The 25135-nt window shown below is 68.6% G+C and carries 20 protein-coding genes; 10 read left to right on the forward strand and 10 right to left on the reverse strand.

Going from position 1 to position 25135, the window contains the following annotated elements; genetic code table 11:
• The first annotated feature begins 30 nt into the window (after positions 1 to 30).
• Positions 31 to 1275: an ammonium transporter gene (locus tag QWY84_RS04360; RefSeq protein WP_290201227.1), complete on the forward strand. Its 1245-nt coding sequence runs from the start codon at positions 31 to 33 to the stop codon at positions 1273 to 1275.
• Between the two features lie 70 nt (positions 1276 to 1345).
• Here QWY84_RS04360 and QWY84_RS04365 read toward each other — a convergent pair whose 3' ends face one another.
• The 6 genes from QWY84_RS04365 to fhuF all read right to left on the reverse strand — a co-directional run bounded on the left by QWY84_RS04365 (position 1346) and on the right by fhuF (position 10249).
• Positions 1346 to 3442 carry a TonB-dependent siderophore receptor gene (locus QWY84_RS04365; protein ID WP_290201228.1) on the reverse strand — a complete coding sequence of 699 codons (2097 nt, stop codon included), beginning with the start codon at positions 3440 to 3442 and terminating at the stop codon, positions 1346 to 1348.
• A gap of 13 nt (positions 3443 to 3455) precedes the next feature.
• Positions 3456 to 5543 (reverse strand): TonB-dependent receptor, encoded by a 2088-nt coding sequence (locus tag QWY84_RS04370; RefSeq protein ID WP_290201229.1) that lies wholly within the window; start codon positions 5541 to 5543, stop codon positions 3456 to 3458.
• Positions 5544 to 5723: 180 nt separating this feature from the next.
• The gene (fhuB, locus tag QWY84_RS04375) at positions 5724 to 7715 is read right to left on the reverse strand and encodes a Fe(3+)-hydroxamate ABC transporter permease FhuB (protein WP_290201230.1); all 1992 of its coding nucleotides are present in this window, start codon (positions 7713 to 7715) and stop codon (positions 5724 to 5726) included.
• Positions 7708 to 8589: an ABC transporter substrate-binding protein gene (locus QWY84_RS04380; protein WP_290201231.1), complete on the reverse strand. Its 882-nt coding sequence runs from the start codon at positions 8587 to 8589 to the stop codon at positions 7708 to 7710. Before QWY84_RS04380 ends, fhuB begins: the two co-directional genes overlap by 8 nt.
• A gap of 1 nt (position 8590) precedes the next feature.
• Positions 8591 to 9358, reverse strand: coding sequence for an ATP-binding cassette domain-containing protein (locus QWY84_RS04385; RefSeq protein WP_290201232.1), 768 nt, complete (start codon positions 9356 to 9358; stop codon positions 8591 to 8593).
• 99 nt (positions 9359 to 9457) lie between these two features.
• Complete coding sequence (fhuF, locus tag QWY84_RS04390; RefSeq protein ID WP_290201233.1) at positions 9458 to 10249, reverse strand: siderophore-iron reductase FhuF; 792 nt, start codon at positions 10247 to 10249, stop codon at positions 9458 to 9460.
• Between the two features lie 261 nt (positions 10250 to 10510).
• Between fhuF and QWY84_RS04395 the strand changes: the two genes are divergently transcribed.
• Both QWY84_RS04395 and QWY84_RS04400 read left to right on the forward strand, forming a co-directional pair.
• Complete coding sequence (locus QWY84_RS04395) at positions 10511 to 11659, forward strand: flagellar motor protein MotA (protein ID WP_290201234.1); 1149 nt, start codon at positions 10511 to 10513, stop codon at positions 11657 to 11659.
• An 8-nt stretch (positions 11660 to 11667) separates the two neighbouring features.
• Positions 11668 to 12963, forward strand: a complete 1296-nt coding sequence (locus QWY84_RS04400; RefSeq protein ID WP_290201235.1) for a peptidoglycan -binding protein — start codon at positions 11668 to 11670, stop codon at positions 12961 to 12963.
• Between the two features lie 145 nt (positions 12964 to 13108).
• On the opposite strand, the gene QWY84_RS04405 is transcribed toward QWY84_RS04400, so the two are convergent.
• Entirely contained in the window at positions 13109 to 13609 is a 501-nt protein-coding gene (locus QWY84_RS04405) for an alpha/beta hydrolase (protein ID WP_290201236.1), read from the reverse strand.
• A 163-nt stretch (positions 13610 to 13772) separates the two neighbouring features.
• On the opposite strand from QWY84_RS04405, the gene QWY84_RS04410 reads away from it, so the two are divergent.
• On the forward strand, positions 13773 to 15167 hold the full coding sequence (locus tag QWY84_RS04410) for an MFS transporter (RefSeq protein ID WP_290201237.1): 1395 nt from the start codon (positions 13773 to 13775) through the stop codon (positions 15165 to 15167).
• A gap of 31 nt (positions 15168 to 15198) precedes the next feature.
• Entirely contained in the window at positions 15199 to 15966 is a 768-nt protein-coding gene (locus QWY84_RS04415; protein ID WP_290201238.1) for an NAD kinase, read from the forward strand.
• A gap of 48 nt (positions 15967 to 16014) precedes the next feature.
• Here QWY84_RS04415 and QWY84_RS04420 read toward each other — a convergent pair whose 3' ends face one another.
• Complete coding sequence (locus QWY84_RS04420) at positions 16015 to 16968, reverse strand: DMT family transporter (RefSeq protein WP_290201239.1); 954 nt, start codon at positions 16966 to 16968, stop codon at positions 16015 to 16017.
• Between the two features lie 179 nt (positions 16969 to 17147).
• Between QWY84_RS04420 and QWY84_RS04425 the strand changes: the two genes are divergently transcribed.
• Both QWY84_RS04425 and QWY84_RS04430 read left to right on the forward strand, forming a co-directional pair.
• Complete coding sequence (locus QWY84_RS04425) at positions 17148 to 18404, forward strand: M20/M25/M40 family metallo-hydrolase (RefSeq protein WP_290201240.1); 1257 nt, start codon at positions 17148 to 17150, stop codon at positions 18402 to 18404.
• The gene (locus QWY84_RS04430; protein WP_290201241.1) at positions 18401 to 18976 is read left to right on the forward strand and encodes a peroxidase-related enzyme; all 576 of its coding nucleotides are present in this window, start codon (positions 18401 to 18403) and stop codon (positions 18974 to 18976) included. The genes QWY84_RS04425 and QWY84_RS04430 overlap by 4 nt, the downstream gene beginning before the upstream one ends.
• Here the strand turns inward: QWY84_RS04430 and fur are convergent.
• Both fur and QWY84_RS04440 read right to left on the reverse strand, forming a co-directional pair.
• Positions 18970 to 19422 carry a ferric iron uptake transcriptional regulator gene (gene fur / locus QWY84_RS04435; protein WP_290201242.1) on the reverse strand — a complete coding sequence of 151 codons (453 nt, stop codon included), beginning with the start codon at positions 19420 to 19422 and terminating at the stop codon, positions 18970 to 18972. The genes QWY84_RS04430 and fur overlap by 7 nt on opposite strands.
• Positions 19423 to 19505: 83 nt before the next feature.
• Positions 19506 to 19955 carry a Fur family transcriptional regulator gene (locus QWY84_RS04440; protein WP_435372971.1) on the reverse strand — a complete coding sequence of 150 codons (450 nt, stop codon included), beginning with the start codon at positions 19953 to 19955 and terminating at the stop codon, positions 19506 to 19508.
• 206 nt (positions 19956 to 20161) lie between these two features.
• Here QWY84_RS04440 and QWY84_RS04445 point away from each other — a divergent pair, with 206 nt between their 5' ends.
• The 3 genes from QWY84_RS04445 to QWY84_RS04455 are packed head-to-tail and all read left to right on the forward strand — an operon-like array spanning position 20162 to position 25133.
• A complete protein-coding gene (locus QWY84_RS04445; RefSeq protein ID WP_290201244.1) occupies positions 20162 to 22684 on the forward strand; it encodes an ABC transporter substrate-binding protein in 2523 nt (840 codons plus the stop codon).
• Positions 22681 to 23805: an ABC transporter permease gene (locus QWY84_RS04450; protein ID WP_290201245.1), complete on the forward strand. Its 1125-nt coding sequence runs from the start codon at positions 22681 to 22683 to the stop codon at positions 23803 to 23805. Before QWY84_RS04445 ends, QWY84_RS04450 begins: the two co-directional genes overlap by 4 nt.
• Positions 23802 to 25133, forward strand: coding sequence for an ABC transporter permease (locus QWY84_RS04455; RefSeq protein WP_290201246.1), 1332 nt, complete (start codon positions 23802 to 23804; stop codon positions 25131 to 25133). The genes QWY84_RS04450 and QWY84_RS04455 overlap by 4 nt, the downstream gene beginning before the upstream one ends.
• Positions 25134 to 25135: the final 2 nt, after the last annotated feature.

Consider the following 25135-nt stretch of genomic DNA (forward strand, 5'->3'; position numbering starts at 1 on the left):
CCGGGCACCCATTGAGAGAGGACAACAACGATGGACCAAGTAATCGAGATCGCGTACGCGCTGGATACCTTCTACTTCCTGATCTCCGGTGCGCTGGTGATGTGGATGGCCGCCGGCTTCACCATGCTGGAGTCCGGCCTGGTGCGCGCGCGCAACACCACCGAGATCCTGACCAAGAACGTGGCGCTGTATTCCATCGCCTGCATCATGTATCTGTTCTTCGGTTACCAGATCATGTACGGCGGCTCCGCCAGCAGCATCATCCCCGGGCTGGGTTTCGGCCTGAGCGTCGAGAACTCGGTTGCGGACGTGGTCAACAGCGGCGGTGACGTCTACTACTCCAACACCTCGGACTTCTTTTTCCAGGTGGTGTTCGTGGCCACTGCCATGTCCATCATCTCCGGCGCCGTGGCCGAGCGCATGAAGCTGTGGAGCTTCCTGGCCTTCGCCGTGATCATGACCGGCATCATCTACCCCGTGCAGGGCTACTGGAGCTGGGGCGGCGGCTGGCTGGCCGATCTGGGCTATTCCGACTACGCCGGCTCCGGCATCGTGCACATGGCCGGGGCGGCCGCCGCGCTGGCCGGCGTGCTGGTGCTCGGCCCCCGCAAGGGCAAGTACACCGAGGACGGCAAGGTGCGGGCCATCCCCGGTGCCAACCTGCCGCTGGCCACGCTGGGCACGTTCGTCCTCTGGCTGGGCTGGTTCGGCTTCAACGGTGGCTCCGAGCTGAAGGTCTCCGACGTGGAGTCCGCCAACGCCGTCGCCCTGGTGTTCACCAACACCAACATGGCCGCTGCGGCCGGCCTGGTGGCCTCGATGATTCTCAGCCGTGCCATGTTCGGCAAGACGGACCTGACCATGATCCTCAACGGTGCCCTGGCCGGTCTGGTGGCCATCACCGCCGGGCCCAACGTGCCCTCGCCCGCGCTCGCCGTACTCATCGGCGCCATCGGCGGCGTGATCGTGGTCTTCTCCATCGTGTTCCTGGACAAGCTCAAGATCGACGATCCGGTGGGCGCCATCTCAGTGCACGGCACCTGCGGCATCTGGGGAGTTCTCGCGGTGCTGCTGTGGTCTGACGGTGCCACCATCGGCGGCCAGCTCGCCGGCCTGCTCGGGATCTTCGTCTGGGTGTTCGTCGCCAGCCTGATCGTGTGGCTCATCCTCAAGGCGGTCATGGGCATTCGCGTCACCGAGGACGAGGAGGAGCAGGGCCTCGACATCGTCGAGTGCGGCATGGAGGCCTACCCGGAGTTCAACGGCAAGCAGTAATGCGGTCGAGTACCGCGGAAACGCAAACGGGCGCCCTCGGGCGCCCGTTTTTCATGGGTTTCCGATGATTCTAGAAGTCGTAGCTCACCGTGGCCGTGACGCTGCGCTCGTCGCCGTAGTAGCAGTAGTTCAGGCTGTAGCAGGAGGCCACGTACTCCTTGTCGAAGAGGTTGTGGACGTTGAGCCGTGCCGACAGCCCCTGGATGCCGATGCTTTCCAGGTCATAGCGCATGCTCGCGTCCACCAGGGTATAGTCGGGGACCTTGCGCGTATTCTCGTCGTCGGCCCAGAGGTCGGCGATATGGCGTACCCCCAGCCCGGCCTCCAGGCCGTCCAGCGCGCCCTGGTCGAAGAAGTACGTGCCCCACAGGGATGCCTGGTGCCGCGGCGCCATGTTGCTGTAATTGCCTTCGGTGCCGTCGGCGGCTTCGTGGATCTTCGCTTCCGTGTAGCTGTAGCCGCCGCGGAGAAACAGGCCGCCCGTCACGTGTAGCTGGCTTTCCAGCTCGAAGCCGCGGGAACGGATCTCGCCCACCGGCCGATAGAAGGACTCCTGGGGTTCTCTCGTGGCAACGTTCTCCTGCTCGATATGGAACAGCGAGGCCGTGACCTGGCTGGCGCTGCCCGGCGGCTGGAACTTCATGCCCAGCTCGTACTGGCGGCCCTCCGTGGGTTCGAGCAGATCGCCGTCGGCGTCGGCATAGCTGTTCGGGTTGAACGACTCCGAGTAGCTGGCGTAGGGGGCCAGGCCGTTGTCGAACAGGTAAAGAGCGCCGGCGCGGCCGCTGAACTGGCGCCAGTCGCCGGCGTCCTCCGTGCCCGTGTCCGGATTCCTGTTGGCGATGTCGACCCGGTCCTGGCGGCCGCCCAGGGTGAAGCGCCAGTTGCCCAGCGCGATCTGGTCCTGCAGGTACACCCCGAGCTGATCCAGCTCGCGGTCCTGGCGCTGTGCCGGCCCGATCGCGATGGGGTCCGCGCCGTATTCGGGATCGAATGCGTCGATGGGCGGGAACGATCCCGAGGGCCAGGCCACGTCGGCGCGCCGCCGCTGGTAGTCGACGCCCATGAGCAGCGTGTGACGAAGCGCCCCCGTGGCGAACTCGCCCTGGAGCTGGTTGTCGACGGCGTACGCCTCCAGCGACTCGTCGGCTCCCGAGTAGTACCGGTTGAGCTCCGTGGGCGACGCCCAGCCGAACGCATAGACCTGCTGCAGCCGCACGTCCGAGTTGAGATAGCGGAAGTTCTGGCGTACCGACCAGGAATCGTTGAACGCGTGCTCCAGCTGATAGCCCAGCATGCGCTGGGTGCGCTCGAAGAGCTCGTAGTCGGGCTCGCCTTCGAAGAAGTTGTTGGAGATGGTGCGTCCGTTGCGCGGGTACAGCGTCCCTTCCGCCGGCAGGCCGCTGTGGGAGCCGCCCTCGGGATCGTCCTGGAGATAGGCCTGGAGCGTCAGGGATGTCGCCTCGCTCAGGTTCAGGGTGAGCGAAGGCGCCAGCGCGTAGCGTTCCTGCTCCAGCTTGTCGAACTGGGTGTCGGAACGGCTGGCCAGGCCGGTGAGGCGGTATGCCGCCCGGCCGCTGTCGCCGATACGGTCCGTGAAATCGAAGGCCGCCTGGCGCTGCGCCTGCGTGCCGACGCCGAGCTGGATTTCACGGTGGCTGGAGAACCGGGGCTGCTTGCTGGTCAGAGCGACGATGCCGCCGGGGGACGCGCGGCCGTACAGTACCGAGGCCGGCCCCTTGACCACCTCTGCGCTCTCCAGGAAGTAGGGGTCGATCTGCAGCGTGCTGAAAGTGCCGGGATCCCCGAGCATCTTGAGGCCGTCCAGGTAGACGTTGTCGATGCTGCCATCGGAGAAGCCGCGCAGCACCATGTAGTCATAGCGCTTGGAGGCCCCGATCTGGCCGGCGAACACGCCCGGGGTGTAGCGTGCGGCTTCCTGGACGGTGCGCGCGCCCTGTTCTTCCATCTCCTCCCGGGTGATCTCCGAGACGGACTGGGGTGTTTCCAGGAAGGGTGTCTCGGCCTTGGTGGCAGCCTGCCCGATGACATTCAGCGGGGCGAGCTGCACCGACTCCGGGGTGTCGCCGGATTGTGCCGCTACCGCGATCGGTGCCATGCCTGCCAGAAGCAGCGCGGTCCCTGCGATTCGATGTCCAGAATTCATGATTGATCCCTCCTTAGTAGTCCACCGACCAGGTCAAGCTGTAGGTACGGCCCCGACCCTGGTAGTCGTAGAGGTATTCCGGGCCGTAGTAGGGCGAGTAGAAGTCGGCGGCGCGCTGGCCCCAGACCGTGGAATACTGTTCGTCCAGGAGGTTCTGCACGCCGACGCTGAAGGTGCCGTAGTCGCTGTCCTGGGTCAGGCTCAGGTCCAGCGTCGTATAGCCGTTGATCTCCCGGCCCTCGGCATCTTCAAGATCGAACGTATGGTTGGCCTGCAGCCGGGCGGAGCGGCTGTTCCCGGTCCAGCCGACGAACGCGGTGGCCGAGGACAGCGAGGCATACCGGGCGTCGCGCTTTTCCCAGTCGCCGTCGCTGTTCTTCTGCTCGGAGCGGACCAGGTGCAGCGTGCCGCCGAGCTGAAAGCCGGTGTCGAAGTAGCGGGTCAGCGCACCCTCGAAGCCGAAGTCGCGCTTCTCCTCGTCGACCACGGTGACGCTCAGGTCCTGGGCGTTCTCCACCGCCTTGTCGGACCAGGCGTAGTAGAGGGCGGCCTGGGTAACCCAGTCGTTGCCCCGGTAGCGCCAGCCTGCCTCGACCTGGTCGGTCTTGATGGCGGACAGCGGGTTCTCGGAGACGCTGACGCTGGCGCTCTTGCCGTAGTACTTGGCCGGGTCCGGGAGCTCGAAGCCCTGGCTGTACTGCAGCCAGTTCTGGTGGCCGTTACGGAAGTCGTACAGGACACTGGCGTTGACCAGGGTTGCGTCGTAGTCGTTCTCGCCGCCGGGGATGCCCTGGAAGTCGTCCACTTCCACGTCCATGTGCTGCCGGCGGACACCGCCCGACAGCTGCAGCCCGCGGGTGATCTGCCAGTCGCTCTGGGCAAAGGCCGAGATGCCGTCGATTTCGTAGCCGGGGTAGCGCGGCTCCACCCGGGCGCGGTTCTGGTCCAGGCCCCCGGTGGCGTCGCTGGTCGCCTTGTCGAAGTACATCTGGCTGGCATCGAACTGCTCCCGCTGGAGATCCAGGCCGTAGGTCAGGCCGAGGTCGTCCCGCAGCTCCGCGTCGAACAGCGCCTTGATCCCGCTCAGGTCCGTGTTCTGCTTGGACGCCGCGAACTGGTACCCGGTGCTGACTGGATAGGGGAAGGCGTGAAAGCTGGCTTCCTCTTCGCGGTGAAACACCTGGAGGTGGAAATCCTGGGCCAGCAGATCTGTGTGCCGGTACTGGAGGTTGACCATGTTGCGGTCCGTCGCCGGGTCCCGGTCCGACTCGAAGCCGCCCCGGATCTCGGCGTCGTTCAGGTTCGGCGGACTGTCCTGCAGGTTGGGGAAGTAGACACCGCGGTCGCCGTCGTACCCCGAGCGATAGACCTGGGCGCTCATCTGCAGCGACTGGTACTCGGTGAGCTGGAAAGCCAGGTTGCCGAGCACGTCGATGCGCTCGTTGCTCTGCAGGTCGCTCTGGGCGATGTCTGGGAAGATCTCGTCGCCGCTGGCGTCGAACTGGCGGCCGTTGTCCTGGTAGGAGGCCCCGAGGTAGGCCTGCACCCGGTCGGTGCCGCCGCGCACCGACTGGGACACGCGCCAGTCGCGGTCGTCGCTGCGGTTGAAGCCGGTCGTGACACCCGCTTCGGTGCGGAAGCTCGGCGCCCCGGCCTCGCCCTTTTCCGTGATGATGTTGATGATGCCGCCGGTGGCGCCGCCGCCGTAGAGGCTGCTGGCGCCGGAGAGCACCTCGATGCGTGCGATGTTGAACGGGTCGATGGAGTCGAACTGGCGGGAGATCCCGCGGGAGCTGTTCAGCGATACGCCGTCGATCAGCACCTGGGCGCTACGCCCGCGCATGTTCTGGCCGTAGTTGGTGCGGCCCTGCGGTGCCATGTCCAGGCCGGGCACGAGCCGCCCCAGCGCGGTCTTCAGGTCCGCGCCGGTGTTCAGCTGCTGGCGCAGCTCGTATTTCTCGATGACCTGGACGGCGCTCGGGATCTGGCTGATCTGCGTGGGTGTTCTGGATCCCACGACGACCACCGGGTCCAGCGTGGTGGTCTCCGCGGAGACGGTACCTGCGACAACCGCGAGCCCGATGGCAACCGGCTTTCTCATATTCTCGTGCCCCCTGTTCCAGACGTGATCGATCGCCGCCCGCCGCCTCTCCGGGCGGTATCTGGTGCGGTCATGACGAGGGGGCGAGGATAGCAGGACAAACAAAAATCGCAATAGGAACGATTCTGATTTCCGTTGTTGACGCGCCATCGACGGGCGCGCGGGGGCGGCGTATCGGTTCTACACCCGCCGCAATCCCCACATGAAGTAGGCGCCGCCCAGGAGCGAGGCGACCAGGCCCGCCGGGATCTCCTGGGGGAACAGCAGCTGGCGACCGGTCCAGTCGGCCAGCACCATGAGCAGCGCCCCCAGGACGGCAGCGCCGGCCAGGTGGCTGCCGGCCCGGGCGAAGCCCAGCATGCGGGCCATGTGAGGGGCGAGCAGGCCGACGAAGGACAGCGGGCCCACGACCAGGGTGGCGCTGGCGGTGAGCAGCGCCACCAGTACCAGCAGCACCAGGCGCGAACGGTCCACGTGGATGCCCAGCGCCCGGGCGGTGTGTGCGCCCAGGGGCAGGATATCCAGCCAGCGCACGAAGGGCGTGGCCGCGAGACCCAGAACGGCGGCCAGCAGGGCGACCACCAGCGCTCCCGGCAGGTCCACGTAGTAGGTGGAGCCCGAGAGCCAGGCGAGCACCTGCTGGCCGCGCGGGTCGCCGCCGGCGAGCACGATGCTGCGCACGGCATCGAAGACCGCGGTGATGGCCACCCCGGTCAGCAGGAGCCGTTCCGGCAGGAAGCCGTTGCTGCGGTTGAGCGCCACCAGCACCGCCAGAGTGACCAGGGCGCCGGCGGTGCCCACGGCGACCAGGGTCAGGTTGTCCGGTGACGACAGCAGGAAGATCCCGCCGATCACGGCGATGGCGCTGCCGCCGCTGATGCCCAGCACCTCGGGGCTGGCGATGGGATTGGCACTGAGGCGCTGGATGATGGCGCCGGCCACGGCGAGCATGACGCCGCTGGCGGCGCTGGCGGCGATCCGCGGTACGCGCCACTGCAGGACGTCCCAGTCCGGCGGCAGTGCATGCCAGCCGTCAGCCCCCTGCCCGACGGCGGCCGCGACCAGGGCCGCCAGGAGCACGCCGACACCGAGGAACGCGCCCAGCCGACCGGGTCGCGCCATTCGCTGGCCGATACTGGTGCCGCCCTCCGGCGGCCGGTCGCCCTGGTGCAGCCGCAGGCGCGGAACCAGCCACAGGAGCAGCGGTGCCCCCAGCAGGGCCGTGGTGGCACCGGTGGGAATAGCGGTGGGCAGAACCCCCGTGAAGCCCTGCAGCAGGAGGTCGGTTGTCGCCAGCAGCAGCGCCCCGAGCACCGTGGACCACAGCAGGCGCGGGCCGAGGCGGCGCGCCCCGGCGAGACGGACGATATTGGGCGCGGCCAGGCCGATGAAGCCGATGAGCCCCGCCACGCTGACGACACATCCGGTCAGGAACACGGCGAGCCCCAGCCCGAGGAGCCGTAGCTGCTTGAGCGAGACCCCGAGGCTGCGGGCGCTGGCATCGTTGAGCTCCAGCACCGCCAGCGGTCGCAGCAGGAGCCACGCCAGCCCGGCGCCGATGGCCAGCCGCGGGACCAGGAAAGCGGCATCGCCCCAGCCGTTCTGGGCCAGGGAGCCGGCGCCCCAGATCAGCAGGCCCTTGAGCTCCTCCTGGTGGAACAGCAGCAGCACCATGCCCAGGGCGCCGAAGTAGAGATTGACGACCAGGCCGCCGAGAACCACCACGACGGGTGCGAGGCCGCGCCGCCAGGCGAGCAGGAAGACCAGCCCCATGGACAGGCCGCCGCCGGCCAGGGCGACCCACTCCCGGCCGACGGCCAGCAGACCCGGAGCCATGAGCGTTGCGGCCATGAGCGCCAGGTTGGCGCCGCTGGCCACCCCCAGGGTAGTGGGCGCGGCCAGGGGGTTGCGCAGCACCTGCTGGAACAGGACGCCGGCCAGGGCGAGCCCGGCCCCGCCCAGCAGCGCCACCGCAAGCCGGGGCCACCAGCTGAAATGCAGGGCGGCGCGCAGGGTCGGGTCATCCGGCGGCGCAACCAGCGCCGCCAGCCCCTCGATCAGCCCGGCCTCCCCATGCAGGGAGGTAATGACCAGGCCGAGGAAACCGCCGGCCAGCAGCAGGCAGATCCGTTCCGGCGTCAGGCCAGGCAGACGGACCCGGTGCTCAGGCATCGGCTTCCTCGAGGGCAGTCACCAGTGCCTCCGCGAACCGCCGCGCGGAAGGAAGGGCACCGAAACTCCACACGGGCGGCAGGGTGATGGTCGTGCCCCGGCGTACGCTGGGCAGCGCCTGCCACAGGCCGCTGGACTCCAGGCGCTCCTCGACACCGGCAGGATAGGGGCGGACCACCACCAGGCGGGCATCGATACCGGCCAGCTCCTCCAGCCCCGCCGTGGCGAAGCCCCAGTAGTTGGTGGTGCCGGGCCAGCCGTTGTCCAGCCCCAGCTGGTCGAGCACGGCCTGGTACAGGCCGTTGTCACCGAATACCCGCACGTGCCGGGCATCCATGAACTGGACCAGCAGCAGCGGGGTCGAGATGTCGTCGACGCGGTCGCCGAGCGCCTCGATGCGTGCCTGCGTGTCCGCGATCAGCTGCTCGGCGGCGGCCTCGCGCCCCGCCAGGCGTCCCAGTTCCCGCGTCAGGGACAGCATCTCGGCCCAGGTATCGGTCTCGGGCGTGTACAGGCTGAGGATGTCGACGGGTGCGATCCGCCGGAGCCGCGGCTCGAGGTTGGCAAACATGGGCGAGATCAGGATCCGGTCCGGCTCCAGGTCGGCGAGAAGCTCCAGGTTGGGCTGCGTTCGCAGCCCCAGGTCCACGACGTCCGCCGGCAGCTCCGGCTCGCGGACCCAGGCATCGTAGGCGTCCACCTGGGCCACGGCCGCGGGCGTGACGCCCAGCGCCAGCAGCGTCTCCGCCAGGGTCCAGTCCAGTGTCGCGATCCGCGGCGACGAGGCCGGCGCGGCGGCCGGCACGATCAGCCACAGGAAGGCGAGAACGCGAGCGGCCCGCAGGCCCGTGTCCGCTAGCCGGCACGGCGCCATGCTAATGAACCACTGCCACCCGATGAGCGCCGCAGGGGTGCGGCATCACCTGCATGGGGATGCCGTAGATCTCCTCCAGGGTGGCGTCCTGCATCAACTCCGCCGGCGTTCCCTCGGCGAGCACGCGGCCGCCGTGCAGGGCGACCAGCTGATCGCAGTAGCGCGACGCCATGTTGATGTCGTGCAGGACAATGACCACGCCGAGCCCGAGCTCCCGGCACAGCCGCCGGATCAGGGCCAGGACCTCCACCTGGTGGGCGATGTCCAGGGCGGCGAGCGGCTCGTCGAGCAGGAGGTAGCGGCTGCCCTGGGCCAGGAGCATGGCCAGCCAGACGCGCTGGCGCTCGCCGCCGGAGAGGGTGTCCACGAGGCGGTCGGCGAATGCGCCGGTATCCGTGAGCTCGATGGCGCGGTCGATCTGCGCCCGGTCCTCGGCCGAGGCGCGGCCCAGCATGCCGTGCCACGGGTAGCGGCCGAAGGCCACCAGCTCCCGGCCGGTGAGATTCTCCGCGGCCGGCAGGCGCTGGGGAAGATAGGCGACCTGGCGGGCGAAGGCGCGCCGGTTCCAGGCATGCAGCGGTTTGCCGTCGAGGAGGATCTCGCCGGTGCTCGGCACCTGCTGCTGGGCGAGGAGGTTCAGCAGCGTCGTCTTGCCGGAGCCGTTGTGGCCGATGAGCCCGTGGATGCGGCCCTCGTCGAAGGCAAGATCCATCGGCTGCAGCAGCTGCGCGCCGTTGATCTCAAGGCTGACCCCACGGACCTCGAACATTTCCGACTCCCCGGTACCGTCCAGCTGAAGTACGCACGCGCACGCGGCGTATCGAAAATTTCTACCAGAAGAGCATACTAGGGTGAACAAGAATCATTATCAACCACATGTACCATCCCGGGACGGCGCCTCGCCCACCGCCAAGGGGCAGTTGCTGCAGTATCCCAGGCCGGAGGCCAGATACCGCACGCAACACACGCGCCGCACCCGCGCGGAGCTCCCGTCCGGGCCCGTCAGGTAACGCACCGGCTGATACAGGAAGTTCGACCGCCCGTCCGGCAGGCGCCGCCATGTCAGCAGCTCCCGCACCTGCTCCAGGTCGCCCTCGCGGGCGGCCGGGTGATCGGCGAGGACGGCGACGCAGTACTCGAGGGTATTCCCGGCATTGCTGGCGAACACCCGCGGAGAGATGCCCGTCAACGTCGAAAGCGCCTCGGACATCGGCCGCAGGTAGCGGTCCACCAGGGTCGAGAAGCGGGTGTCCGGCGGGGAGGCCGGTAGCGCGTACACGGCCGCCGGAAGGACCAGTTGCTCGGCGTGCGCCCCGTTCCCGATGACCACCCCCACGTCACCGGGATCCGGTGGCAGGTCGCGGTGCAACAGCAGATTGGCGGCGACAGCGGGTACGATGAGGGTGTTGAAGTACCACTTGGACCACTGCGATGCGGCGGCCCGTCGGTCGTCGTAGCCGCTGGCGGCAGCGAACCGCTCGATCACCGGGGCGAGCCAGTCCCGATCCTGCGTGCGCCGCACGTCAACGGTTGCCGCCGGTGCCTCGTGCTCGTGCAGCGGCGGCGACAGCTGCTGCAGGGGCCCCGTGTAGACATCCGCCAGCGCGGCCGGGCCGCCGGCCGGCCGGGGATACTGGCTGTCCTGCATGTTTGCCGCCATGTTCCGCCGCCCTGGTCCGGATATTCAAACCCGACCATATTCCCGTGGCGACGCCGACGCAAATGCGAGTCACTCGCAGGCGCACATGCCGGGTGCTGCGAACCTCGCCGCTGCGGTTGTCCCTTGTTCATCAACGCTCTTTCCGGGAAAGTGTGCACGGGGTAACGCAACTGCTGCCCGTGGCCGTTGTATGGTATGTCTACACGGGCGCAGCCTTCGCCGGGGGCGGAGCCGCGCAGCAAGAAGAATCGGGAGGCGGGTGTGAAGCAACCACGTCGGGTATTGTTCTGGATCGCCTTGTTCCTGCTGGCGGTCGCGGGAGTCGGGGGAGTCCTGCACCAGCAGCTCATGGACGCCTTTCTCGCCAATCCGGTCTTCAACGGCCTGATCGTGGGCGTGCTGCTGCTGGGCATCGTCATCAACGTGCGCCAGGTGGTGGTGCTGGGACCCGACGCCAGCTGGCTGCGGGCCTGGCAGCGGGGTGCCGAATCACTTCCCCCGCCGCCGGCCCGGGGCATGCTCGGCTCCCTCGGCCGCACGCTCCAGGAGCGCGGCGACAACCTGCAGCTGTCCACGCTCAGCATGCGCGCGCTGCTGGACGGTATCCGCTCGCGCCTGGACGAGTCGCGGGACCTGTCGCGGTACTTCATCGGGCTGCTCATCTTCCTCGGGCTGCTGGGCACCTTCTGGGGCCTGCTGGATACGCTCAGCGGCATCGGCCGCGTCATCAGCGGGCTGAGCGTCGGTGGCGGCGACGCTACCGCGCTGTTCGAGCAGCTGCGTACCGGCCTGGAGGAACCGCTGGACGGCATGGGCACGGCCTTCAGCTCGTCGCTCTTCGGCCTGGCGGGCTCCCTGATCCTGGGGTTCGTCGACCTGCAGACGGGGCATGCCCAGAACCGCTTCTACAACGATATCGAGGAACAGCTCTCCGGGCTGACGCGCTTCGGCTCCGGCGCCCTGTCGAACGTGGATACCGAGCACAGTGTCCCGTCCTATATCCAGGCCCTGCTGGAGCAGACCGCCGAGAGCCTCGACCGGCTGCAGCGGCTGGTGGCCCGCCGCGAGGAGGAACGTCGCAGCGCTGAGGAGAACGTGGCGACGGTCACCGAGCAGGTCGGGGAGCTGGCCGAGCAGATCCGCAGCGAGCATCGGCGCATGCTCAACCAGGCCCGCGGCCAGATGGAGCTCCAGCCCGTACTCCAGCGCCTGGCCGATTCCCTGGGCGAACGCGGCGAGGACGCGGACGGACTGGACGAGCGGCTGCGCTCCCTGGACCAGACCCTGCACCGGCTGGTCGAGGAGATGCAGACCGAGCGAACGGAGCTCGCCTCCGAGCTGCGTGACGAGATCCGCCTGCTGACGCGGACGGTGGCCCGCGCCACCGGCACCGATCCCGGCGAACGGTAGGCGACGACGTGTTCCAGGAGCGGCGCAATCGCAGCAGCATCAATGTCTGGCCGGGCTACGTGGATGTCCTGGCCACGTTGCTGCTGCTGTTCGTGTTCGTGCTCAGCCTCTTCATGGTAGCCCAGTACTACCTCACCGATACCCTGGCGGGGCGCGAGGCGGCCCTGGCACGGCTTGAGGACCGCATCGCCGAGCTGGGCGAAGAGCTCGCCATGGAGCGGCGCGCCCGGGAGGAAGTGGAGGCCGACCTGGAGGTCTCCATCGCCGAGCGCGAGGCCCTGCGGGAGGAGCTCAGCTCCGTGCAGTCCCGCGCCAGCTCCCTGGAGCAGCAGCTGCAGGAGGCCGAGGCCCAGACGCAAGAGGACGAGGAGCTCATCGAGCAGCAGACGGCCACCATCGCCAGCCTGCAGCAGGATGTCGCCGCTTTGCGCGAGCTCCGCGACGAGCTCGAGGCCGAGGTCGGCGAGCTGGCCGCCGCGCGCGAGGAGGCGGAAGAGGAAGTCGGTGCTGCCCGGGACCGCAGCAAGGCCCTGGAGGCCGAGCTCGCCGAGGCCGAGGAGCGCACGCGGCTGGTGCAGCGGGAGCTGCAGGAGCGCGAGATCCGGGTGCAGGACCTCCAGCGCCTGGTCGAGGAGCAGCAGCGCGCCCTGGCCCAGGAGGAGCAGCTCACCGAGAGCCAGCAGTCCCGCATCGACCGGCTCAACCGGCAGGTCCAGGCCCTGCGCGAGCAGCTCGAGCGGGTCTCGGCGGCGCTGGAGCTGTCCGAGGAGACCGTCGCCCAGCAGGAGGCGCAGATCGAGGACCTGGGGCGGCGCCTGAACCTGGCCCTGATCGAGCGTGTCCAGGAGCTCAGCCGCTATCGCTCGGACTTCTTCGGGCGGCTCCGGGAAGTGCTCGGCGACCGCGAGGACATCCGCATCGAGGGGGACCGCTTCCTGTTCCAGTCGGAGCTGTTCTTCGACACGGCCTCCGCGGAGATCGGCGAGCAGGGGCGCGAGCAGCTGGACAATGTCGCCGAGACCATTCTCGAGCTGCGGGACAATATCCCCGAAGGCATTCCCTGGGTGCTGCAGGTGGAAGGGCACACCGATCAGCGCCCCATCAACACCGAGGAGTTTCCGTCCAACTGGGAGCTGTCCACGGCCCGCGCCCAGGCCATTGTCGACTACCTCATCGAGCAGGGCGTGCCGCCCGACCGGCTCGCCGCAGCCGGCTTCGGCCAGTACCACCCGGTGGCCGAGGGCAACAGCCCGGAGGCCCTGCGCCGCAACCGCCGCATCGAGCTGCGCCTGACGCAGAGGTGACGCCCGGCGCGCTCGTCGGAACCTGATACGGCGTCGTGGCGATCGTCATTGCCGGGGCCGAATCGTGGGAGCGTGGCTCTTCGGTCGGAGCTCGGAGCCCCGACCGAATCCCCACGCGCCCACGGGTCGGGGCGGCGAGCCGCCACTATCCGAAACACTCCTCCAGGAAGGCGTCGAATGCCCGGCAGATCCAGGGAAGCGCACTGGCCAGGGCGTGGTCGCTGTCCACCAGGTGCAGGCGCGTGCCGTGGCGGCGCGCCCAGCCGACGACCACCTCCGGCGGGATGAGCTCGTCGTGCCAGCCGTGGACCGCGTCCACCACGTCGGCACGCGGCGTGGTGTCGCCCGGGTAGCCCGGAATGTCCACCGCCGGCGCCAGCAGGAACAGCCCCCGGGGGCGGAGCCGCCCGCTGGCGACGGCGGACACGTAGCCGCCCATGCTGGAGCCCACCAGCACCAGCCCGGAGCCTTCGGGCAGATCGCGGGCCAGCAGGTGCTCGACCCGCGCATCGGGGTCCCTGGTGAACCGGTAGTCCGGGCTGACGACCCCGAGGCCGCGCGCCCGGGCCACCTCGGCCATGGCCGTGATCTTGCGGCCCCAGGGGCCGCTCTCCTTGCCGTGTGCAAAGCACACCGTCGCCTGCATGAGTGCCTCCCGTGGTTGCCTGATGCCGCGAGCGTCCGGCGGACGCAGGATGCGGACGATGATAGGGTACGTCATCCTGCTGGCCACGGTTTCGGCCGGCAAGGGGAGCTCGATATGGCGCGGGCCATGGGCCTGCATCCAGGGGCCAGGGCCGGGAGGCCGCATGACGGCGGAGCAGACCGCGACCACAGCGAGACCGACGGCGCTCGCACCCCGGCGGGAGATCTTCGGCTGGGCCATGTTCGATTTTGCGAACCAGGCCTACACGCTGCTGATCATCACCGTGATCTTCGGCGACCTGTTCACCACCGTCATCGTCGGCGACCGCGGTGACGACTATCGCCTCGGCAACCTGCTCTGGAGCCTGGCCCTGGCGGCCAGCTATCTCCTGGTGGTGCTCGCCGGCCCCGTGTGCGGGGCGGTCATGGACTACACGGCGACAAAGAAGCGCTTCCTGTTCGCCAGCTACGTGATGACGGTGGTCGCCACGGCCCTGCTGGTGTTCGTCGAGCCCGGCGACATCCTCCTCGCCATGGTCCTCATCATTGCCTCGAACTTCGCCTACGCCATCGGCGAGAACTTCATCGCCGCGTTTCTTCCCGAGCTGGGCCCGCCGCGGTCGCTGGGCCGCATCTCGGGCCTGGGCTGGGCCCTGGGCTACGTCGGCGGGCTGTTCGCCGCCGCGTTCACGCTCGCCTTCCTGGGCGAGGCCACCGCCGAGAACTACGACCGCATCCGCTGGGTGGGGCCGTTCGCGGCCGGGTTCTTCCTCCTCGCCGCCCTGCCGACGTTCGCCTGGGTGCGCGAGCGGGGCGCGGCGCAGCCCCGGCCCGCGGGGTACGGGTATGTCACCCTGGGCTTCCGCCGGATCACGGATACGCTGCGGAGCATCGCCATGTTCCGGGACCTGGCGCTGTTCCTCGTCTCGGTCCTGTTCTCCATGGGCGGCATCTACATCATCATCACCTTCGCCTTCATCTATGGCGCCCAGGTGATCGGGTGGGACCAGGACGTGCGCAACATCATGTTCATCATCGTCCAGATCACCGCCGCCGCCGGCGCCCTGGGGTTCGGTGTGCTGCAGGACCGCCTCGGCGCCAAGCCGACGTACATCGGCACCCTGGCGCTGTGGGTGGTCGCCATTATCGCCATCTGGGCGACACCGGAGGTGACACGGGCGCTGAACGCTGCCTTCGGGCTCGCCTGGGAGGCCCAGCACCTGTTTCTCGCCGTGGGGTGTCTCGCGGGGCTCAGCCTGGGCTCCAGCCAATCCGCCAGCCGCACGCTGGTAGGGTTGTTCGCGCCGGAATCCAAGGCCGCGGAGTTCTTCGGCTTCTGGGGGCTGGCCAACAAGCTGGCCGGCATGTTCGGCATCGTGGCCCTGGGGCTGCTGCAGACCTGGGTGGGCCTGCGCGGCTCGATCCTGTTCTGCGCGGCGCTGTTTGCCGCCGCCATCGTGCTGTGCCTGCCGGTCAGCCAGGCGCGCGGCCAGTCCGCGGCGGATGCCTGGGATGCCCGCAGCGCAGGAGCCAGCCGCCCCGCGGATCGGTTACAGTGAACGCGCCAGCGCCGTGTTCCAGGGGAGCCCGATGAGCAAGCCACGCATCGCCGTTATCACCAGCACCTCGGAGAATGCCGCGGAGGCCGAGAAGGAGCTGCTGGCCCGCTACGATACCGTCGCCCCGGAGCAGGCGGACGTGCTCATCGCCTTGGGCGGAGACGGGCTCATGCTCCGGACGCTGCATCGCTACATGAACCTGGGCAAGCCGGTGTTCGGTCTCAACTGCGGCAGTGTCGGCTTTCTCATGAACCGGCTGGACACGGACGGCCTGTACGAGCGCCTGGAGCAGGCCCAGCCGGTGACCATCAAGCCGCTGCGCATGAGCGCCCGCACCGCCAGCGGCGAGTGGCGCGAGGCCAGTGCCATCAACGAAGTCTCCCTGCTGCGCGAGACCCGGCAGACGGCCAAGATCCGCATCAAGGTCGACGACGTCGTGCGCCTGGAAGAGCTCACCTGCGACGGCGTGCTGGTGGCGACCCCGGCGGGCAGCACCGCCTATAACCTTTCCGCCGATGGCCCCATCCTGCCGCTGCGCGGCGGCGTGCTCGCGCTGACGTCCATCGTCGCCTTCCGCCCGCGCCGGTGGCGCGGCGCGGTCCTGCTCAATACCGCCCACGTGGAGTTCGAGATCCTGGACTCGCCCAAGCGACCCGTGAGCGCCGTGGCGGACTTCACCGAGGTGCGCGACGTGCGCTACGTGAGCATCCGCGAGGATCCCGACCGGGCACTGACCCTGTGGTTCGATCCGGAGCACAACCTGGAGGAGCGCATCGTCAAGGAGCAGTTCCTGCCGTGACCCCGGTTCCGGGCCGTCCGCGAGGCCAGGCCGCCAACGTCGGCACGGTCATCGCTGCGCCGGCCCGCCTTCCGGCTCGTCGGTAGCTCCTTTCGGCCGGCGGCCGCGGGCGCCCAGGGTGGCCAGGTACAGCCCCAGCAGGATCAGCACCGCGCCGACACCGTGATAGCCGTGCAGGCGTTCCCCCAGCAGCGGCAGGGCGAGCGCTGCCGCGAACAGCGGCATGAGGTACATGAACATGCCCGCGCGGCCGGGCCCGATGACCTGCACGCCGTAGTTCCAGCCGAGATAGGACAGGATCGAGGGAAACACGGCCACGTACACCAGCGCCGGGATGTGCCCGGCCCGCGGCGTATAGGTGATGCCCAGGGCGAGCTCCACCAGGTAGCAGGCAAGAATGAACGGCAGCGCCAGGGTAACCAGCGCCGTCAGCAGCACCAGCGGATGCAGCCCCAGCGGGTGACGGCGCAGCAGCACGGAATAGATCGCCCAGGAGGTGATGGCCAGGAGCATGAGCAGATCGCCGGGCGCCAGGCTCAGCGCCGCCAGGCGCTCCAGGGAGCCCTGGGCCACCACGACGATGACGCCGGGCAGCGCGATGCCGAGTCCCAGCGCCTGGCGACGGGACAGGGTCTCGGTGGCGGTGAGCCACGCCGTGAGGGCGATGACGATGGGCATGCTCGCGTTGATCAGCGTGATGTTGATGGCCGAGGTGGTCACCGCGGCGCCGTAGAGCAGCGTGTTGAACAACCCGGCGCTGAGCACCCCGAGTGCTGTGAGCAGGCCCAGGTGCTGGCGGATGGCGGGTAGCGATGGCCGCAGATGGCGCCAGGACAGGGGCAGGAGCAGTGCCAGGGCCGCGACCCAGCGCCAGAACGACAGGGCCACCGGCGGGATCTCGCCGACCACCCCGCGGCCCAGTACGGCATTGCCGGCCCAGAAGAGCACGGCGGCGGTGAGTGCGCCACAGGCGAGGAGTTCGCGACGCTGATTGCGGGTCACTGTGCTGTCGACTCTGCCGTTGGGTTGCGGGTGGAACCGGCGAGCCTACAGGGTACCGCGGTGGGTCGTCACGCGCGTCGCGGGTGGGACCCGTGCCTCACAGCGCTCGAGGAATCTGTCAGACTAGGGCGGGATTTGACACGCGGTCCACGACGAAGGCAACGGAAACCAAGAGCACTATGAGCGAATCGAACCAGCCCTGGACCCGGCCCATGCCGGAGAAGCAGTTCAATCTCATGCGCGAGATCCTGGCGGCGCCGAGCCCCATCGGGCTCGAGGGCGCCATGACCTACGGGGTGCTGAAGCCCTACTTCGACACCTTTGCGCCCGAGGACTGGCACGTGCACCAGTTCAAGGGCCACGCGGGGATTGTCCTGGATACCCACCCGGGGCGGGACGACCTGTTCAAGGTGATGATCATCGGCCACGCCGACAAGATCCGCCTGCAGGTGCGCAGCATCGGCGACGACGGCAAGATCTGGATCAACAGCGACTCCTTCCTGCCCACCACGCTCATCGGCCACGAGGTGAAGCTCTTCAGCGAGGACCCGGACCATCCGGGCAGCTATCGCGTCATCGAGGGCGGCACCGTCGAGGCCCTGGGCGCGATCCACTTCGCCGACAACGCGGTGCGCACCGGGGAGAAGGGCGTGAAGAAGGAGCAGCTCTACCTGGAGCTGCAGATCCACGGCGAGAACAAGAAGCAGCAGGTGGAGAACCTGGGCGTGCGCCCGGGCGACGCCATCATCCTCGATCGGCCCATCCGCCGCGGCTTCAGCCCGGACACGTTCTACGGCGCCTACCTGGACAACGGCCTGGGCTGCTTCGCCACGGCGGAGGTGGCGCGGCTCATCGCCGAGGCGGGTGGCACGAAGCAGGTGCGCGTGCTCTTCGCCATGGCCACCTATGAAGAGATCGGCCGTCTGGGCAGCCGCGTGCTCGCCGGCGAGCTCAAGCCGGATGCGCTCATCGGCGTGGACGTCAACCACGACTACGTGGCCGCGCCCGGGGTGGGCGACCGGCGGCTGCCGCCGCTGGAGATGGGCAAGGGCTTCACCATGTCCGTGGGGGCGATCGCCAGCGAGCAGCTCAACCGCGTCATCGAGAGCACGGCCCGGGAGCACGACATTCCCCTGCAGCGCGACGTGGTCGGGCCGGACACGGGCACCGACGGCATGGCCGGGGTGCTGGCCAGCGTCGACTGCGCCGCCACGTCCATCGGCTTCCCCATCCGCAACATGCACACCATCTCGGAGACGGGGAACACCTCCGATCTGCTGGCGGCCGTGCATGCCCTGACCTATGCCGTGCAGGCCCTGGATGCGCTGCCCGATCCCCACCGGGAGTTCCTGGACAACCACCCGCGGCTGGACCGCGCGGGGACGCTGGCCCACCAGGGGTCGGCGAAGCCCGACGACGAGGAGAAGAAGGCATGAGCGGCGAGACCATCAGCCGGTTCCCGGTTCCGGATCTGAACACCGTTCCCGGGGACGTGCGCGAGCGCATTCTGGCGGTTCAGGAGAAATCGGGCTTCGTGCCCAACGTGTTCCTGGCCCTGGCCCACCGCCCGGACGAGTTCCGGGCGTTCTTCGCCTACCATGATGCGCTCATGGAGTCCGACAGCGGGCTGACCAAGGCCGAGCGGGAGATGATCGTGGTGGCGACCTCTGGCGCGAACCACTGCCACTACTGCGTCATCGCCCACGGCGCCATCCTGCGGATCCGGGCCAAGGATCCGCAGGTGGCCGACCAGGTGGCCATCAACCACCGCAAGGCCAATATCACGGAGCGTCAGCGGGCGATGCTGGACTACGCCCTGAAGGTGTCACTGCGCTCCAGCGAGATCGACGAGAGCGACCGCGAGACCCTCAAGGCGCACGGGTTCACTGAAGCGGACATCTGGGATATCGGCGCCGTAGCGGCATTCTTCGCCATGAGCAACCGGCTGGCGAACATGGGCGACATGAAGCCCAACGCCGAGTTCTACGACATGGGGCGGGGTTACTGACTCGCCCCGGACTCGGCCTCTTCCTGGTCGCAGCGCCGCAGACAGTTGGCGTACAGGACCAGGCTGTACTCGCGCAGGTCGAACTCCCGTTGCTGGGCGATGCGCTTCTGGCGGTCCTCGATGACGTCGTCGACGAATTCCTCGACCTTGCCGCACTGGACGCACACGATGTGGTCGTGGTGGCCGCCGTCGGCCAGCTCGAAGCGTGCCTGCCCGCCCTCGAAGTGGTGGCGCTTCACCAGGCCGGCGGATTCGAAGTGCGACAGCACCCGGTACACCGTCGCCAGGCTGAAGTCGGAGCCGGCGTCGGACAGGCGCCGGTAGAGCTCTTCCGCGGTCAGGTGGTGGGGCCCGTCTTCCTGCTGCAGCGACTGCAACAGCTCCAGGACGCGGACACGCGGCAGCGTCGTCTTCAGACCCGCTTTCTTCAACTGAGGATATTCCATAATCCGCCTCCGCCTCGCCGGGATGCAACTTAGACTCAGTCTAGACCATTTTCATCGCCCTGACGAGGGGTGCCATGCAATGGTCAGCGATTGGCTGCCGGGTCGTGCCCACTGCGCACCCGGACCAGCACTTCCATGCCCTCGATCTCGGTACCCTCGGGCAGCCCCAGATCGCCCTGGATGGCCAGGCGGCCGGCGGGGATGTCCGACAGTTCCCCGGTATCCATGTTGTAGACATGGTGATGGTCCGAGGTGTTCGAGTCGTACAGTGTTCGATCCGGCTCGATCAGCACTTCGTTGATCAGCCCGTAGCGCACGAACAGGTTGAGCGTGTTGTACACCGTCGCCTTGGACACATGACCGTACGCGGCGTTCACGCCCTCGAGCACCTGCTCGGCGGAGACGTGCTGCGGGCGCTGGAACAGGAGATGGGCGATGTCGATGCGCTGCTGCGTCGGCTGGATGCCGAAACGCGTCAGCATTGCCCGCACTTCGCTGCGTTCCACGGGGAATCTGTCGGCACGTTCGTTCATACCGGGAGCATACCATTGTCGTACGCCGGTGGCGCAATCGTCGCCGGGTATGCGTGCACACCGCCGGGCCCGGAAGCCGCCGGGCGTTGGGCGCTGCCCTGCCGACGGTGCTTTTCTCCGTCCCGCATAGCCGCTACTGTGGCAGCCATCGGTGGCGCCGCATGCCCCCGGTCGTAACAGCCCGAATCCGAGGATCATGCAACCCGATGCGAACATTGCGGCATCGTCTCGCCCGTGCCCTGGTACTCGCCTTCCCCGGGATGGCACTGGCCGGCTCGCTCGGTGGCCCGGGCGGGGCCGCCCTGGCCGCCGACGACAATCCCCCGGATGTGGGCGACCGTCGCGGGGCCCTGGTCGACGAGGTGGTGTTCACGCAGGAATCGGACGTGGGCAAGGTGGCCGGGCTGATCGAGCGCGGCTCGTACCATGTGTTCGCCCAGGGGGTCACCAATACCACCGTCTATCATCGGCTGCGTGACTCGGACGAGGTCGGCTACGAGCAGGCCTACGGGACCTCCACCGAGCTCACGCTGAACCCGGCCGGGCCGGAGTTCGCCAACGGCCGGCTGAACCCGTTCGCCGTGCGCGACATCCGCGAGGCGATGAACTGGCTCGTCAACCGCCGCTACGTCGCCGAGGAGATCTACGGCGGCCTGGCGGTGCCCCGCTTCCTGCCCATCAACACCGCCTTCCCGGACTACGCCCGCCTGGCCGATACCGCCCGGGCGCTGGAGATCGAGTACGGCCACAACCCGGAGCGGGCGAGCCGGGTCATTCGCGAGAAAATGCAGGCGCTGGGGGCCAGCCGCGACAACGGCACGTGGCACTACGACGGCCGGCCGGTGGAGCTGACCATCCTCATCCGTACCGAGGACGCCCGCAAGCGGGTCGGCGACTACGTCGCCAATCTGCTGGAGGATCAGGGGTTCCGGGTGCGGCGCCAGTATCGGACGGCCGGCGAGGCCTCGCGCATCTGGATCGGCACCGATCCCAACGCCGGCGAGTGGCACATCTATACCGGCAGCTGGGTGTCCACGGTGGTCAACCGGGACGTCGCCTCCAACCTCAGCTACTACTATACGCCCCGGGGCCGCCCCGACCCCTTGTGGCAGGCATACGATCCGGTCCCCGAGCTGGACCGGATCGCCGAGCGCCTGCAGCGCCGCGACTACGACACCACCGAGGAGCGCCGGGAGCTCATGGCCCGGGGCATGGAGCTCGCCATGGAGGACTCGGCCCGGGTCTGGCTGGTGGACCAGACCAACGTCATTCCCCGCTCCGACGACGTCGCCCTGGCTGCGGACCTCGCCGGCGGCATCGCCGGCTCCCGGCTCTGGCCGTATACCCTGCGTTTCCGTGACCGGCTCGGGGGCCAGGTCATCTTCGCCGCCCCCAGCCTGCTCACCGAGCCCTGGAATCCCGTGGCGGGCAGCAACTGGCTGTTCGACACCATGATCACCCGCTCCCTGAGCGACACGCCGGTTATGCCGGACCCGTTCACCGGGCTGTACTGGCCCCAGCGCATCGACAGCGCCGAGGTCACGGTGCAGGAGGACGTCCCCGTGACGCGCACCCTGGACTGGCTGAGCGTCGAGCGCGTGCCGGAGATCACGGTGCCGGAGGATACCTGGATCGACTGGGACACCGAGCGCGGGCGGTTCATCACCGTCGGCGAGAAGCACCCCGACGGCATGACGGCGCGCACGCGCACCCGCGTCCGCTATGAGAACGGCTACCTGGATCGTCGCTGGCACGACGGCAGCCGGGTATCCATGGCCGACCTGGTGCTGCCCTGGATCCTGACGTTCGCGCGGGCCGACGAGAGCAGCAGCCTGTTCGACGGCAGCTATCTGCCGGTGTTCGAGGTCTTCCAGCGCCATTTCCGGGGCTGGCGCATCGTCGGCACCGATCCGCTGGTCGTCGAGATCTACAGCGACCAGATCTACCCGGATGCGGAGACCATTGTCGCCCAGCGGGCGCCGTCGGTGGAGCCGTGGCATACCCTGGCCCTGGGGATCATGGCCGAGCGCAGCGACGAGCTGGCGTTCTCCGCGGACAAGGCGGACCGCAAGAGAATCCCCTGGATGAGCATGATCTCCGGTCCGAGCCTGGACGTGCTGGAGCGCAAGCTCGGCAGGGCCCGGGAGCACGGGTTCGTCCCCTATGCCGGGGTGCTCGAGCGCTACCTGCGTGCGGACGAGATCAGCCACCGCTACCAGGCCCTGGCCGACTGGTACGCCGGGCAGGGCCACTTCTGGGTGGGGGACGGGCCGTTCTACCTGGACGAGGTCCATCCGGTGGAGCGCACCGTGGTCCTGCGGCGCTACGAGGACTTCCCGGATCCGGCCGACAAGTGGCTGCGGTTCACCCAGCCCCGCATCCCGGAGGTGCGGCTGGACGGGCCGATGATGGTGCAGATGGGCTCCGGGGCCCGGTTCGACCTGACGATCACGTTCCAGGGCGAGCCCTACGGCCGGGAAGCCATCAAGGAGGTCCAGTACCTGCTGTTCGACGGTGAGGGGGACCTGGTCCACCAGGGGCGGGCGGCCCCCGCATCGGGGGGACGCTGGCGCATCGCCCTGGACGCCGGGCAGCTCGATGCGCTGGGTACCGGTGCCAACAGCCTGGAGGTGGCCGTGACATCCACGGACGTGGCGCTGCCCACCTTCGCCTCCCACGCCTTCGCCACCGTGCCGCCGGGCACCATGACCCTGGAGGAGACACCGTGAGCACCGCCCCGGGCGTCGCTTCGCCGTCGCGGGCCGGCTCGCTCCGGGATCTGCGCCGGATCGCCGCGTTCACCGCCAGGCGCCTGGTGGCGCTGTTCCTCACCGTCATGGTCGGGGTCTACCTGACCATCGTGATCGCCAACATGGGCGGCGAGGTGGACGAGCTGCGCAAGCTCCAGATCCGCTCCACCGTCGCCGAGCAGGTCCGCGCCGACCCGGCGTTCGCCGACATGCCCGCCGAGGAGCGCAACGAGCTCATCCAGCGCCGGGTACAGCAGCAGATCGAGCGGCGGCGCCTGGATGAGCCGTTCATCCTGCGCAGCATCGACTACCTGCAGCAGGCGGCGGTACTGGATCTGGGGCGTGCCGAGGAGATGCACAGCGACCGCGGCTCCCGGGAGGTGTACCGGATCATCGTCGAGCGGCTGCCGGCCACGCTGCTGCTGTTCGGCACCGCCAACCTGCTGGTGTTCTTCGTCTCCGTGTTCGCGGCGCTGCGGCTGTCGCGCCACTACGGCAGCATCAGCGACCGGGCGGTGATCGCCCTGGCGCCCAGCTCCGCCGCGCCGGGCTGGTTCTACGGCATCTTCCTGATCCTGATCTTCGCGTTCATCGTGCCGGTGCTGCCCGCCGGTGGCATGGTCGACGTGCCGCCCCCGGACGGCGCCTGGGCCTACGCCGTGAGCGTGCTGCGGCACATGGTCCTGCCGGTGGCGGCCATGTTCATCTCGTCCATCTTCATCTCCATCTATTCCTGGCGCACGTTCTTTCTCATCCATTCCAGCGAGGACTACGTGGAGATGGCCCGGGCCAAGGGCCTGCCGGCCGGGATGATCGAGCGCCGCTACATCCTGCGGCCGACGCTGTCGCCGATCATCACCAGCTTCGCCCTGATGCTCATCGGCCTGTGGAGCGGCGCGATCATCCTGGAGCAGGTGTTCAACTGGCCGGGGCTGGGCACGCTGCTGTTCCAGGCCATCGGTCACCGGGATACGCCGGTGATCATCGGCTCGGTGGTGATCTTCGCCTACCTCCTGGCGCTGACGGTGTTCCTGCTGGATATCCTCTACGCCATTCTCGATCCGCGGGTGCGGGTGGGCATCGAGGGGGACAACCAATGAGGCGCTGGCTGGAGGGGTTGCGGGAGCTGCGCCGGTATCCGTCGGCCATCGGCGGGCTGGCGCTGATCGTGTTCCTGATCGCCGTGTCCGTGTACACGGTGATCGCCATTCCGTACTCCCAGGCCCTGGAGCTGTGGCGGGGCGGCGAGGCATGGCGCATGCACCCCGTGAACGCCGGCCCGGTGTGGGTGGATCGGCTGCTGGGCGGCGACAAGCCCGATACCACGGTGGTCCGAAGCGAGGACGCCGAGACGCGCTCGGCCGCCTTCGACGGCGGCCGCCAGGTGCGCATCCCGCTGTCCTTCGACTACCCCCATGACGACTTCCCCAGCGAGATCAACCTGTTCCTGGAGACCCGCGATACCGAGCGCGAGGCCTTCGTACGCCTGCGCTGGCAGACCCCAGACGGTGACATCATCCCCCTCGGTGGCCGGCGCGTCGCCCGGGAAGACCGGATCTCCATCTCCCAGAACCAGACCCTGGAGGGGCGCCTTGGTATGCCGCCCCACGTGGGACTGTTCGCCCGCTCCACCGACGCCGGGCAGCCCGTTCCGGACAACGGCCGCTACCGGCTCATCATCGACGCCATCCTGTTCGGCGAGGACGCCTCCCTGGAGGCCGACCTGGTCGTCTACGGCCGGGTCCACGGCATTGCCGGCACCGACCACCAGCGCCGCGATCTCATGGTGGCGCTGCTCTGGGGCACGCCGGTGGCGCTCGCCTTCGGGCTGCTGGCGGCGGTGGGCACCACGGTGACCACCCTGGTCATCGCCGCCACCGGCGTGTGGTTCGGCGGCCTGGTGGACGCGACCATCCAGCGCCTCACCGAGGTCAATATCATCCTCCCGGTGCTGCCCGTGCTGGTCATGGTGGGCACGCTGTATTCCACCAACATCTGGCTGATGCTGGGGGTGGTGATTGCCCTGGGCATCTTCAGCGCCGGCATCAAGATGTACCGCGCCATGCTGCTGCCCATCCGGCAGGCACCGTACATCGAGGCGGCCCGGGCCTACGGCGCCGGCAACGCGCGCATCATCCTGCGCTACATGATCCCCCGGATCCTGCCGGTGCTCATCCCGACGTTCGTGACGCTCATCCCCACCTACGTCTTTCTGGAGGCGTCGCTGGCGGTGCTGGGGCTGGGCGACCCGGTGCTGCCCACCTGGGGCAAGGTGCTCAACGACGCCCAGACGCAGAGCGCGCTGTACAACGGCTTCTACTACTGGGTGATCGCGCCGGCGCTGCTGCTCATGCTCACGGGCCTCGGCTTCGCCATGTTCGGCTTCGCCCTGGACCGGGTATTCAATCCGCGGCTGAGGACACAGTAACC

Source organism: Aquisalimonas lutea (assembly GCF_030409225.1).
GTDB classification, from domain to species: Bacteria; Pseudomonadota; Gammaproteobacteria; order Nitrococcales; family Aquisalimonadaceae; genus Aquisalimonas; species Aquisalimonas lutea.

What these genes read in the sequence shown, in the direction of transcription:
- QWY84_RS04405 (WP_290201236.1), bottom strand. Translation starts at nt 13,609, where the DNA reads ATGCAGGCGACGGTGTGCTTTGCACACGGCAAGGAGAGCGGCCCCTGG.
- QWY84_RS04410 (WP_290201237.1), top strand. Translation starts at nt 13,773, where the DNA reads ATGACGGCGGAGCAGACCGCGACCACAGCGAGACCGACGGCGCTCGCA.
- QWY84_RS04440 (WP_435372971.1), bottom strand. Translation starts at nt 19,955, where the DNA reads ATGAACGAACGTGCCGACAGATTCCCCGTGGAACGCAGCGAAGTGCGG.
- QWY84_RS04360 (WP_290201227.1), top strand. Translation starts at nt 31, where the DNA reads ATGGACCAAGTAATCGAGATCGCGTACGCGCTGGATACCTTCTACTTC.
- QWY84_RS04365 (WP_290201228.1), bottom strand. Translation starts at nt 3,442, where the DNA reads ATGAATTCTGGACATCGAATCGCAGGGACCGCGCTGCTTCTGGCAGGC.
- fur (WP_290201242.1), bottom strand. Translation starts at nt 19,422, where the DNA reads ATGGAATATCCTCAGTTGAAGAAAGCGGGTCTGAAGACGACGCTGCCG.
- QWY84_RS04425 (WP_290201240.1), top strand. Translation starts at nt 17,148, where the DNA reads ATGAGCGAATCGAACCAGCCCTGGACCCGGCCCATGCCGGAGAAGCAG.
- fhuF (WP_290201233.1), bottom strand. Translation starts at nt 10,249, where the DNA reads ATGGCGGCAAACATGCAGGACAGCCAGTATCCCCGGCCGGCCGGCGGC.
- QWY84_RS04380 (WP_290201231.1), bottom strand. Translation starts at nt 8,589, where the DNA reads ATGGCGCCGTGCCGGCTAGCGGACACGGGCCTGCGGGCCGCTCGCGTT.
- QWY84_RS04415 (WP_290201238.1), top strand. Translation starts at nt 15,199, where the DNA reads ATGAGCAAGCCACGCATCGCCGTTATCACCAGCACCTCGGAGAATGCC.
- QWY84_RS04430 (WP_290201241.1), top strand. Translation starts at nt 18,401, where the DNA reads ATGAGCGGCGAGACCATCAGCCGGTTCCCGGTTCCGGATCTGAACACC.
- QWY84_RS04445 (WP_290201244.1), top strand. Translation starts at nt 20,162, where the DNA reads ATGCGAACATTGCGGCATCGTCTCGCCCGTGCCCTGGTACTCGCCTTC.
- QWY84_RS04370 (WP_290201229.1), bottom strand. Translation starts at nt 5,543, where the DNA reads ATGAGAAAGCCGGTTGCCATCGGGCTCGCGGTTGTCGCAGGTACCGTC.
- fhuB (WP_290201230.1), bottom strand. Translation starts at nt 7,715, where the DNA reads ATGCCTGAGCACCGGGTCCGTCTGCCTGGCCTGACGCCGGAACGGATC.
- QWY84_RS04455 (WP_290201246.1), top strand. Translation starts at nt 23,802, where the DNA reads ATGAGGCGCTGGCTGGAGGGGTTGCGGGAGCTGCGCCGGTATCCGTCG.
- QWY84_RS04385 (WP_290201232.1), bottom strand. Translation starts at nt 9,358, where the DNA reads ATGTTCGAGGTCCGTGGGGTCAGCCTTGAGATCAACGGCGCGCAGCTG.